General features: G+C 46.9%; 12 protein-coding genes. 4 read left to right on the forward strand and 8 right to left on the reverse strand.

The features are described 5' to 3' along the window. The first annotated feature begins 9 nt into the window (after positions 1-9). Both AOA63_RS14675 and AOA63_RS14680 read left to right on the forward strand, forming a co-directional pair. On the forward strand, positions 10-912 hold the full coding sequence (locus tag AOA63_RS14675) for a radical SAM protein (RefSeq protein WP_171822733.1): 903 nt from the start codon (positions 10-12) through the stop codon (positions 910-912). A gap of 173 nt (positions 913-1,085) precedes the next feature. Continuing rightward, on the forward strand, positions 1,086-1,367 hold the full coding sequence (locus tag AOA63_RS14680) for a hypothetical protein (RefSeq protein WP_139061628.1): 282 nt from the start codon (positions 1,086-1,088) through the stop codon (positions 1,365-1,367). 84 nt (positions 1,368-1,451) lie between these two features. Here AOA63_RS14680 and AOA63_RS14685 read toward each other — a convergent pair whose 3' ends face one another. The 7 genes from AOA63_RS14685 to hisC form a co-directional block, all read right to left on the reverse strand. Beyond that, entirely contained in the window at positions 1,452-1,913 is a 462-nt protein-coding gene (locus AOA63_RS14685; protein WP_053960410.1) for a hypothetical protein, read from the reverse strand. Positions 1,914-2,011: 98 nt separating this feature from the next. Next, positions 2,012-2,413 (reverse strand): cytochrome o ubiquinol oxidase subunit IV, encoded by a 402-nt coding sequence (locus AOA63_RS14690; protein WP_020375985.1) that lies wholly within the window; start codon positions 2,411-2,413, stop codon positions 2,012-2,014. A gap of 58 nt (positions 2,414-2,471) precedes the next feature. Beyond that, complete coding sequence (locus AOA63_RS14695; protein ID WP_053960411.1) at positions 2,472-3,095, reverse strand: cytochrome c oxidase subunit 3; 624 nt, start codon at positions 3,093-3,095, stop codon at positions 2,472-2,474. Next, positions 3,092-5,059, reverse strand: coding sequence for a cbb3-type cytochrome c oxidase subunit I (locus AOA63_RS14700; RefSeq protein ID WP_053960412.1), 1,968 nt, complete (start codon positions 5,057-5,059; stop codon positions 3,092-3,094). The genes AOA63_RS14695 and AOA63_RS14700 overlap by 4 nt, the downstream gene beginning before the upstream one ends. 38 nt (positions 5,060-5,097) lie before the next feature. Beyond that, positions 5,098-6,000: a cytochrome c oxidase subunit II gene (locus tag AOA63_RS14705; RefSeq protein ID WP_053960413.1), complete on the reverse strand. Its 903-nt coding sequence runs from the start codon at positions 5,998-6,000 to the stop codon at positions 5,098-5,100. Positions 6,001-6,830: 830 nt separating this feature from the next. After that, positions 6,831-8,216 (reverse strand): aspartate aminotransferase family protein, encoded by a 1,386-nt coding sequence (locus tag AOA63_RS14710; RefSeq protein WP_053960414.1) that lies wholly within the window; start codon positions 8,214-8,216, stop codon positions 6,831-6,833. Positions 8,217-8,264: 48 nt separating this feature from the next. Further along, positions 8,265-9,356 (reverse strand): histidinol-phosphate transaminase, encoded by a 1,092-nt coding sequence (hisC, locus tag AOA63_RS14715; protein ID WP_053960415.1) that lies wholly within the window; start codon positions 9,354-9,356, stop codon positions 8,265-8,267. 197 nt (positions 9,357-9,553) lie between these two features. Here hisC and ade point away from each other — a divergent pair, with 197 nt between their 5' ends. Beyond that, positions 9,554-11,335, forward strand: coding sequence for an adenine deaminase (gene ade, locus AOA63_RS14720; RefSeq protein WP_053960416.1), 1,782 nt, complete (start codon positions 9,554-9,556; stop codon positions 11,333-11,335). Between the two features lie 104 nt (positions 11,336-11,439). Next, on the forward strand, positions 11,440-11,844 hold the full coding sequence (locus tag AOA63_RS14725) for a DUF302 domain-containing protein (protein ID WP_053960417.1): 405 nt from the start codon (positions 11,440-11,442) through the stop codon (positions 11,842-11,844). A 25-nt stretch (positions 11,845-11,869) separates the two neighbouring features. On the opposite strand, the gene AOA63_RS14730 is transcribed toward AOA63_RS14725, so the two are convergent. Then, a complete protein-coding gene (locus AOA63_RS14730; RefSeq protein WP_053960418.1) occupies positions 11,870-12,103 on the reverse strand; it encodes a hypothetical protein in 234 nt (77 codons plus the stop codon). Between the last annotated feature and the right edge of the window lie 95 nt (positions 12,104-12,198).

Here is a 12,198-nt window from a genome sequence, read left to right on the forward strand (position 1 = left end):
GCCGCGCGTTTGTCCCGGCAACATTTTCTCCCAACACTGGTTGTCTCCGCTCCCAGTCAAAAGCATTATGACACCGGTATCTACCAAAATCAGCGCAAAACGTTTATGACGCTGAGCGTGACGGGGCAACATTGTGCCTTGATGTGTGAACATTGCGGGACAAAGGTTCTGGAAACGATGGCGGTCGCCAATAGCCCCGCCCGGTTTCAAAGGGTGGCCGACAACCTGCTGCTGCAAGGAGCCGAAGGGGTCTTGGTGAGTGGAGGATGTTTAGATGATGGATCGGTTCCTTTGGAACGGTTTGTGGATGACATTGCTCGCTTAAAATCGCAAGGATTAACGGTGCTGGTGCACACGGGCCTCGTCAAAAGATCCGTAGCGCGGGCATTAAAAGAGGCTGGGGTGGATCAGATTCTTTTGGATATTATTGGAGATGATGAGACCATTGCACAGGTCTATCATCTCGATAAAACCACGGAAGCGTACCGCGAGTCTTTAGCGATATTGCGCCAAGAAGGGTTAAAGGCGATCCCCCATGTCATTGTCGGTCTTCATTTTGGGCAGTTGCGCGGGGAATTTCATGCTCTTGAAATGATTCGGGATGAGGGCTGTGAGCAGCTGGTGATTGTGGCTTTAATGCCGTTGCCAGGCACCCATATGGCTACAGTTCCCCTGACCTCAGGCGAGGATGTTGGACGGGTGCTCGCCAGCGCCAGAATCATGATGCCTAATACGCCCATTTCTTTAGGGTGTGCTAAACCGGCTGGTCCAACAAAGAAACAGATGGAATATTATGCGGTGGACGTGGGCGTCCAAAGCATCGCTTATCCCTTGCCAGACACGATTCGCTATGCCGAAGAGCAGGGATATGACATTCACTATCACGAAAAATGTTGTTCGTTGTTAGCATAAGAAAGTCGTCAATAGTCGTCGGTGTAAAGAAGGGGCCCTGGATGGTGATTTATTAACCATCTGGGGGCTCTTTTTGCATGGGGAGGAGGGAACATTAGACCCAGTGGGGAAGGACCATTTGACCCATGAAGATAATCTTTAAGCCGGCTACACTCAAGTTAATAGAGGAGGGGATGATGATGAAGTGGATGTTCCGGATTGCGGCGTCTTTGTTAGCCAGTATTGGACTGGTATGGATGGTCATGATGGCGTTTCCTGATGTGAATTTTACGTTAGAGCAAGGTGCGGCGATTGTACTAACGCTGAGTTATATGATTTGGATCCTCAGTTTAATCACAACAGGCATGTATTGGGCATGGAAACCCGAAATGCGAAAAACATCAGTGGTGCCTATTCATAACGTCGTTGCATGGCCGATTTTACGGCATGATACCAAAGGACCAAAAGCGTCATAATTCATCTAACATATCAAAACGAAAAAAGTTCACAGATGAACAGGCACTCTGTGAACTTTGTAATGAGGAATTAGCTGTCACATCTCATAGGGAGCCGTCACATTTGGAGAGGACATGTTGTACTGAAGAATTCGTCGCGAGTTGGTGGTAATGGCGTTTAAGACATTCTAATTCATGTTCATGATGGGTATGAAGAAGTGTCGATAAAGCTTCTAACCGCATTAAGACGCGTGCAGAAACAACTCCATCGCGATCCAGAGTAAAACGGGCTTCATCGACCCATGTTGCCATCAGTTCGTGGTCCCGGTGAAAGATTTTTAAACACGGGATTTCGTCAAACAAAAACGCTTCTTCAGTTTGTGCGTGGACTAATTCCCGTTCTGTCCAAATATCTAAAAGAACCTCTGCAACTTCATAGGCACCGCTGGCATCATTGTTTTTTAAGAAATTACGCAGAAGTCGCATTCCAGCCTCAAGGTCAGCTGTGACCAGCATGTGCGAGGTAAGGTGTTCGTCAAAATTTTCGAGCCGATGAGTGTGTGGCATGATTTGATGTCCTTTCCGGTCAAAGTCAAACCGGGTTAACGATTAAAGGGAAGCCTGGGATCTCAACGGGCGGAGATTCCAGGCTTCAGGCGAAGTGATTAGGATACGCCGGATTTGAAGGTCATAATCCAAATCGAGAAAATCACAATCCCTATTCCCATAAAAATCGCAAGAGCCAAAGTGACTATCTGCCAGGTTGAACCACGGCTTTCTCTTAAGTGCATGAAAATCCCTAATTGCAATGCCGCCTGTAATACCGCCAAGAACAAGATAAAGGATATCAAGAAGGCGGGGGGCAGCATGTGTTCAACCACTGCACCAAAGGCCAATGCCGTTAATACCAAAGAGGCAATATAGCCAAAGATTTGTTTCCATGGGAAGGTTTCTTCCTCAAAACGCGGGACAAGATAAACCGATTCGACTTCATCTCCATGACCAGTCGGACCGTTGGGGGAGATGGCAATAACGTTATGTCGTTTTCGGTTATGTGAAATCGCCATGATATTGTCTCCTTTCATCGATTATGCATCAGTAATCCGTAGGGCCAGATGGCGTTCATTAGATGATCTTGCCACTTAAGTAGACCACGGTGAAAATGAAGACCCAGATAATGTCGAGAAAGTGCCAATACAAGGCGAACATGTAGACTTTTCGCGTCGTAATGGTGGTCAAACCCCGTCCTAAAAGCTGAATAATCAGGGTGATGGCCCAAATAATACCGAAGCTCACGTGTGAACCGTGAGTGCCCACTAATGTAAAGAAGGCGGAGAGGAACGCACTGTGATGCCAGGTATCGTGCAAGGCAATGTCGCCGAGAAATTCACTGATTTCGGTGGCAACGAAGGCTGCGCCTAAAAGAATGGTAACCGCTAACCAAATGACAGTGCCTTTGAGGCGGTGATGACGCATTTCATACACTGCTAATCCACAAGTAAAACTACTGGTTAATAAGGCAACCGTTTCAAACAAGACCGGACCTAGATGGAATAATTGGGCCGGGGTCGGCCCCGACATACCGACCCGCGACTGATAGACAGCATACACCGCGAACAACGACGAGAAGAGGAGAAAGTCTGTGGCCAAAAAGGCCCAAAAGCCGAGAATCTTGAGACTTTCATGTTGATCAGTAAACTCCAGAGGGACTTGAGTATTTTGCAATTCGGGCTCTATAGGTACGTTCATCCTTGTAACCTCCCTAAGGACGCCTCAGTGTGGCGAATAGTTTCGGCGTGGATTTCTTCATGGTCGTTGTAATCGAAGCTTCCAATAATCAACAGGGCTACTACTCCTAATGCTCCGAGAATAGCGACCCACCACCATTCGAATACCATGCCAATTCCTCCGACAAAGAATGCTAACCCCATCAAAAAGGGAATCGATGACGATTTTGGCATTTCAATGGGTTGAATATCGTTGGGGTTGAGTTGAACCACATTGGTTTGGTTGTGTTGCTTCATTTCCCACCACGCGTCCCGGTCTGAAACAACGGGAATCCGGGCAAAATTGTAGGCAGGTGGGGGAGAGGGCAAAGACCATTCCAGTGTGCGCCCATCCCATGGGTCCCCCGTCAGATCCCGTTCTCCATGTTTATAGCTGTAGACAATGCTGTAGACGAAAACGACGAATCCAGCTCCCATCATGAAGGCTCCGATGGTTGATACCAAGTTGGGAAGGCTCCAACCGTATCCGGTGGTGTACGTGTACATTCTCCGCGTCATGCCCATGAATCCTAAGGCATATTGCGGCATAAAGGTAATCCAGAATCCAATAAAGAACAACCAGAAAAACCAGCGCCCTTGGCGTTCATCGAGTTTAAACCCGAATGTCTTGGGCCACCAGTAATACATCCCTGCTAACAATCCGAAGACCGTACCACCAATTAAGACGTTGTGGAAGTGAGCAATTAAGAAGTAACTATTGTGAAATTGGTAGTCACCTACCACGGCACCGAGCATCACACCGGTGGCTCCTCCCACTACAAATGTCGGGATGAAAGCTAATGCCCAGAGCATCGCGACGGGTGTTCGAACTCGGCCACCCCACATGGTGAAGATCCAGTTAAAGATTTTGATACCGGTCGGGATAGCGATTAGCATGGTGGAGATTCCGAAGAAGACGTTAACACCGGGGCCAGCACCCATCGTAAAGAAGTGGTGAACCCATGTGCCGTAACTGAGTAAGGTAATCGTTATCACTGACCAGACCATCGTGCTATAGCCGAAAAGCCGCTTCCTGGAGAAGGTGGCCACCACTTCGGAGAAAATTCCGAAGGAGGGAAGGATGAGGATATAGACCTCGGGATGCCCAAAGAGCCAGAACAAGTTGACATACATCATGGGCATGCCGCCATGGGTAATTGTGAAGAAATCGGTGCCGAATAACCGGTCTAACATGGTCATGGCCAACGCGACAGTAAGTGGTGGGAATGCAAACAAGATTAAGGCGGAAGTGACCAAGGACGTCCAGACAAACATCGGCATGCGCATTAAGGTCATTCCCGGCGCTCGCATCTTGAGGATGGTCACGAGAAAGTTCACACCGGTTGCGATACTGCCAATACCAGAAATCTGAATCGCTAACAGGTAGTAATTTTGCCCGACACCGGGGTTAAAGGCCAGTTCGGTCAATGGTGGATATGATGTCCAACCGGCATTGGGCGAACCCCCGACGACAAAGGAGATGTTAAACATGAACGCCGCGAAAGCGAACAGCCAGAAGCTAATGGCGTTTAAGCGGGGAAACGCGACGTCTCGTGCGCCGATCATCAAAGGAATGGCCAAGTTGAACATGGCAAAGATGAACGGCATGGACATGAAGAAAATCATGATGGTTCCATGGGTGGTAAAAATTTCATCGTAATGCAAAGGCCCAAGAAAATGATTATTCGGGACGGCTAATTGTCCACGCATTAGTAAGGCATCGACACCGCCGCGAAACAACATGGTAATCGCGGCAATGAGGTACATGATGCCGATTTTTTTGTGGTCGACGGTTGTTAACCATTCGCGCCAAAGGTGCCCCCATTTGTGGTAACGGGTGAGGACATAAATGATGGCGGCGGAGGTGAGAACAATCAGTACGTCAGCACTTAATTCCATACCCCGAGTGGTCTCGGGCGGAAAAAGCTGCGCTAACAGTGATGACATAATCTTTTCCACCTTTCATCTCATAACTTCACGAATCCCTAATTCGAAGGCATATTCATGTACATGTTTTTCATTTGCATATACATGCCACCTTCCAAGGTGAATCCGTGTGTGGTGTTGGGGAAGGTCGATGCTGGGTAGCTGGAATAGCTTCTTGGACTAATCCAGTTGTGTTGGAGCAGTTGATGATAATCGGCTAAGGTCATGGGGCTAGCTGTTTGACGCACCGTTTGTACCCATTGTTGGAATTGGGCCATGGGAACTGCCTTGACGTTAAACGTCATGTGCACAAAGCCGGATCCCGAGAATTGACCGCTGCGTCCCCAGTAGACACCGGGATGACTTGCTTCAAGCCACAACGGCAGGACTTCGCCTGGCATTGTGTACTCCATTCCACCTAATTGCGGAACCCAAAAGGTGTTCATAGGTGAATTGGCTGTCAGTTCAAAGAGCACGGGAACCCCTGAGGGAATGTCGATGTAGTTAACGGTGGCAATATGTTGCTGGGGATATTCAAACAGCCATTTATAATCCAGGGACGTCACGTCAATAACAATCGGATCGGTTCCTGAAGGAATCTTGTCTAACGCGTAAGTTTTTTGCACGGTGGGAACGCTAATAATGATAACAATCAGAAAGGAGAGAGCAAGCCAGAATAATTCTAATTTGCGGTTGTGGTCCCAAAGCGGTCGATAAGGGGCTTTGTTTCCCGGCTTGTCGCGAAAGCGAACAATAACAATTCCGAACAAAACCCAAACCAATAACACCATAAATAACATGGCCGCGCCGGAGATATAAATGAGCCCTAATTCACTGGCGGCCACGGGACCAGCAGGATGCAACAAAACATATTGCTGGCCACAACCGGAGACCAAAAGCCCTACGGCGAGGGCCATCAGGCTTAAATAGCGGAACGCTCGTTTAGAGCGTTTAGGGGCCATGAGGAATCACCTCTTAGAATGAATTGTCAAGCAAGTTGTTCAATTCTGGATAAAATAGCTGCATACACAAGGCGTAAAAAGATACCACCTCGCCGTAGGGCGCCAAAATAACTAACCAAAACGATTTACGTCCTCCGGCACAGTGATTCTGAAAAAGTTGCCGGTGTTGCGCTACCGAACCATCATGCAAATGGTATGAACTTGTGAGAAGTAAATCACGCTTTGAGTATATTCTAGTTAAATAATGAGATCAATAAGTTTAGAGAAATTACCACGAGAATTACTTCATAGATGTACCTGATTAATCATCATTCATATTGAAATTTATCGATAATATCTCTCAAACTTGACTATGCTTATAGGGTTTTGTTACTTGTCAAGAGAAAATACAAATGACAGAAAACGTTGTGAAATAAGACGTTTAGGTATGTGGGCTAACTTAAGACAAGGAGTTTAAATAGGACGAATAGAGTAGCGCGTTGGTGTAGGCATAAATTTAATTCCCGATATAATGATCAGAAACTCCGGAGTAATTTGTTCAATTTTTCACATGCTTAGGCGTAGTATCCTGTGGTAAAGATCGATCGGTATGAAAAATGGTTTATGCTGCCCCATAGTTTTGGATATACCAAATCCATAAGGGTATTTAAACTCCGGTGAAAGAAAATTAATCAACGAAAAATCTCATGTCAGATAAAGATTCACTCCGCGACATGAACATGAGTAAGAATAGAAAACCTTCTTAAAGTCTTAACTTTAAGAAGGTGAAAGCAAAACAAACTTTATCATGGTGATTATTCAGAATAAGAGTGTCGAATTGTATGAAGATGTTAAACATGAACAGGCGGGGCTTGTCCCACCTGGCGAATGGCATGAGCCATGCCTGTTACGATTCGTTCTAATTCGTAGCGATGGATAACGAGGGGAGGGGCAATAATTAAGATGTTATTGTGCCAAGTTTCAACGTCAGTGGCCTTTCCGGCCAAAATGCCTTGGTTGATTAACCGACGCCCTAACGCACGCATAAACGCGTCACTAGCCGGTGTTTTGGTTTCGGGTTCGGTGATGATTTCTATGCCGGCCAAAAGACCTTGAACACGAATGTCTCCCATCCACGGTAAGTCTTGCAACTGATCGCTTAGAAGTTGTTCAAGATATTGTCCGGTCGCCCGAGCTTGCTCCACGAGTTGGTCTTGTTCGATGACATTGAGATTTGCCATGGCCACCGCGCAAGCAACCGGATGTCCTCCGAAGGTATTCACTTGACGGAAATGCCGTCCGGAATCTGTGGATCCCAAAAAAGCGTGGAATATCTCGTCACTCACCGCGGTGGCTCCTATCGGCATATACCCGCTGGCTAGACCTTTGGCCATCGTAACGATATCCGGTTTTGTATTATAGAGCTCATGTCCAAAAAGAGCGCCAAGTCGTCCAAAGCCGGTCACGACCTCATCAACAATGAGTTTTACATTATAGTCTTTAGCAATGTGTGCCACCCGAGATAAATAGCCGGGTGGGGAGATCAGCACCCCTCCTCCTGAAATGATCGGTTCGACGATTATAGCGGCAACGCTGTCGGGTCCTTCGATTTGGATGCGGCGTTCAAAATCCTCTGCACATTGCATCTCGCAGGACGGATATTGCATATGAAAAGGACACCGGTAGCAATAGGGAGCACTGACCTGCACAAAATCTGGAGCCATGGGTCCATAATTTCGTTTCCGTTCAGGTTGTCCTGTGGCCGATAACGCCCCTAAGGTTGTGCCATGATAACCGCGAAAGCGCGATAAGATTTTAGTTTTGTGTGGAAATCCTTGTTGTTGCCAGTACTGCCGAACAATTTTAAATGCGGTCTCATTGGCTTCGGAACCAGAATTGGAAAAATAGATATGTGGCGTATTAGGCAGATAATGAGAAAGACGTGTGGCTAGTTCGATGGCAGCAGGGTGGCTTTGGGTTAACGGATAATAAGCTAATTGCTGCATTTGCCTTAGAGCAGCATCAGTCAGTTCTTGACGGCCATAGCCAACGTTGACGCACCATAGACCGGCCGCAGCATCAAGATAAGGCTGTCCATTTATGTCGTATACGGTAGATCCCTGGCCATGTGTGATAACCAAGGGATGGCTATGATGATAATCTTGATGTTGCGTTAAAGGATGCCAGACATGTCGCCCATCATGTTCGTAAAGGGATTCCGAGTCAAATTCGTCCATATCGTCTGCTCGCCTTTCGGTATAAATGAGTCATGTAGGGGTTGATGTTTAGGAATGTTTGATCGTCGATGCGTGATTTAGGGATTCTTCGATGATATTCAATACACGTTCATTATCATCAGGTTGGCCAATCGTCATACGCGTATAGCCGGCTAATCCCATGCTGGGACCCGGTCGAATCGCAATATTGTGTAACGGTAGTGTTTTTTCAGAATCTTCCCATTGGAACGTGACAAAATTAGTTTGACTGGGAAACACGTTTAATCCTAGCTGACTTAACCGCGCTAAAATGCGGGTGCGCTCACGCTGAATCATGCTTCGGTAAATTTTGTATACAGCTTCGGCCTCCTCACTTAAAGCTGCGACGCCAGCGGCAAGTGCTAAACGATTAGGCATCACACGGCTTAAGCGTTGTGAAATGGCATGGCTTACTGAGGCATCTGCAGTTAAAACATAACCCAAACGAATTCCAGCGAGCGCGTAAAACTTAGAAAAAGTCCGGCTAATTATGAGGTTGGGATATTTTTTCAGCAAGTGAGCACTGTCTTGATCCGGATTATCGTAGGCCTCTGTTAATTCCCAATATGCCTCGTCAAGAAGAACAGCGACGTCTTCAGGTACTGACGATAAAAAGGCATCGATATCGCATGTCGGAAGATAGCCTCCCGTGGGATTATTGGGATTACAAATAACGATTAAACTCGTTTGTTCGCTCAGATTATCCACAATGTTGGTTAAATTCACCGTGCCATTTGGATTAAGGGATGTTCTCACTGTCGTAAACGCGATAGATTGGGCAATGGCATTATACAAAGGGAAGGAGGGATGGGGAATAATCACTTCACGCTGGGGATGAAAAAGTCCGCGAATAATATGCTCAATCAAATCGCCCGATCCCGAACCCAATACAATCTGCCCAGGGTCTATTTGATATTTTTCAGCCAGCCGATTTTTTAGTTCCCGGCCCGATGGATCGGGATAGCGGTGAATCTCGTGCATTGACGCGCTTATTGCCTGTAACACGGTCTCGGGAGGTGGATAGGGCGATTCATTGGCATTTAGCCGGATCATTTTATTGGAAAGACTCAGCGACCCTCGATCTAAGGGTACTTCGGTGATAGTACTCCATTTTATGGCCAACGCATCCACCTCTTGTTATGGCATCATGGTTTGATGGGTTGCATTGTACCAAATTTTTTTCGGTATCTTCATTGTGTTGTTGACCGAATTTCTGATCGAGGGAGACGAAATACTGTTCATCTTCCCGGGAAACCGAGTAGATTGGGATAAATGATGGCCACACTGAATCTATAAGATGACAGGAGGAATAAAATGCCATGACCTATAATAGCGAAATCAGACGGCAACTGGCTCAAGTGGCTTTAGGGACTCTAGAACCTGATTTGGTGATTACTCATGCGAAACTGGTCAATGTGCATACCAAAGAAATTGAACCTGACGTATCTGTTGCAGTGAAGGCAGGATTCATTGCTTACATCGGCAAATCCGTCCCTAATATCAAGGAGACGACCAAAGTGATCGATGCACACCAGCAATATCTGGTGCCGGGACTAATGGATGGACATATGCATGTAGAGAGTAGTATGCTGTCGGTCAGCGAGTTTGCCCGCGCTGTTTTGCCTGCGGGAACGACCACTATTTTTATGGATCCGCATGAGATGGCGAATGTGTTTGGGCTTGAAGGGGTAGCATTAATGATGCAAGAGGCAGAACAGTTGCCTCTTCGTGTCTTTACTACCGTTCCCTCTTGTGTGCCAGCAGCTCCTGGATTAGAAGATAGTGGACAATATTTAGGGCCCAATGAAGTGCAAAGTGCTTTGAATTTTCCCCGAGTGGCGGGTCTCAGTGAGGTTATGGATTTTCCTGGGGTCGTCAACGGGAAGCCTGAAGTCCTCGAAAAAATTCGACTAACCTATGAAAAACACCAGGTTGTGACAGGACATCTTCCAACTTCTGATGATCGCGTGATTCAAGCCTATGCCGCGACCGGGATATTTTCCGACCATGAATCCACTAGCCGAGAGGAAGCATTACGCAAAGCCAGGCGAGGGATCACCGTAATGATTCGGGAAGGAACGGCGTGGAAAGATGTTCATGAATGCATAAAGATTGTTGCCGAAGACGGTATTGATCCCCATCAATGTCTTTTAGTCACGGATGATGTCGAGCCAGCAACATTGGTTCATGATGGACACTTGAATGTCGTGGTCCGGCGGGCTATTGAGGAAGGCGTTGATGCCCTAAGCGCCATTCAAATGGTGACAATTAATACGGCTCGGTATTTTCATGTTGAAGACTGGCTGGGAAGCATTGCCCCAGGTCATGTGGCGGATATGCTTTTAATACCGGATCTTTTGGAGATGCGGCCGTGGATGGTATTTTCTGGTGGTGAGATTGTCGCGGAAAATGGTCGGTTGGTTGCGGAAATCACAGCCCCCTCTTATCCAGACTATGTGAAAAAATCTGTGCATTTGCCTCGTGCATTAACGCCACAGGATTTTCTTGTAAAGAGTGAATCGTGTTCTCACGGGGAAGTGACAGTGAGGGCAATAGGCGTCAGCAACAACAGCGCCTTAACCCATTTATATACCACCACTGCGCGGGTAGAAGATGGGGTAATTTTACCCTCGCCCGATAATGATTTAGTGTATGCGGCGGTTTTGGAACGTCATCACGGCACAGGCCAAATTGGCCATGGATTGGTGCATGGATTTGGTATGAAGCGAGGTGCTGTTGCTTCAACGGTTGGTCATGACAGCCACAATTTGATGGTGATGGGAGTGAATCCCGATGACATGGTCATGGCCGCCAATGTCTTAGCTCAAAGTGGCGGAGGGATGGTTGCTGTGTTAGATCAAACCATATTGGCTTTAGTGTCTTTACCCATTGCTGGTTTGATGGCCGAAGAATCAGCTGAGGTCATGGCAGAAAAATTGGAGACGTTAACACAGGCATGGCGTGATCTCGGATGTACACTTCACGCGCCTTACATGACGTTTTCCCTGATTGCGTTGCCGGTCATTCCCGAACTGAGATTGAGCAATAAAGGATTAGTCGATGTAATGTCCATGACACTTGTCCCGGTAGAGGTTTCTTAATCACCCGAGTGCCCGAATTTTTGCCTGTATCCACTAAATCGACAAGCAGCCCAATAAATTATAAACTACAATTAGTAGTTATTTTGACTTAGGAGGGAATGAATGTGTCCGCTATTGAGCAAATTGAGGTATCTCGTCCGGCGGCAGAGTTGGTGAACCAATTTACCCATTGGTTGGAAGAAAAACAGATTATTGTTTATGCGGTTGTCCATCATACGGAGGATATGAAAGCACGTGGGGTTGATCCTCATATGGATGCCTGGACCGTTATCTTTGGAAATCCTGTGCTTGGCGCGGCTTTTTTAGAGGAAACTCCTGATGTTGTTGTGGATATTCCCTTGCGCATTGGATTTTATCAACAACAACCCGACAAATCGTTTGTAGTCCGGCGTCATATGGAAGAATTGTTAAGCGATTACCAGTTACCCGCTTTGGTCGCCAAAAGCCGAAAAGCCGATGGCTTATTAGATCAGTGGATTGCTACACTCAAGCAGTCGTCTCAAAATTAGACATAGGAGCAGGCGGAAGGCGCCATTATGACGTTGGTTCCGCCTGTTTTTGTGAATAGAGAATCCACCATTTGCGGTACGCGATCACTGCCCAAATTCCTTCGACCACCCCAAACGGCCAGGTGCCCGCTAGCCATCCATAGAGCGACGAGCCAGTGCACGCAACAGCAAAAGCCAAGGTGTACCATAAAGAACGCTGTTCTAACGCATAGAAAATCATCATGAATGTTACAACAACCGCTCCAAATAGGGTTAACATGGCTTAGCCCACCTTATCAATATGAGAATGAAGTCATTCCCACATTGCGGGATTTTGACGAGATCGTCAACTATTTTAGGTTTTGTCATTTTTCG

Source organism: Sulfobacillus thermosulfidooxidans (assembly GCF_001280565.1).
Taxonomy (GTDB): domain Bacteria; phylum Bacillota; class Sulfobacillia; order Sulfobacillales; family Sulfobacillaceae; genus Sulfobacillus; species Sulfobacillus thermosulfidooxidans_A.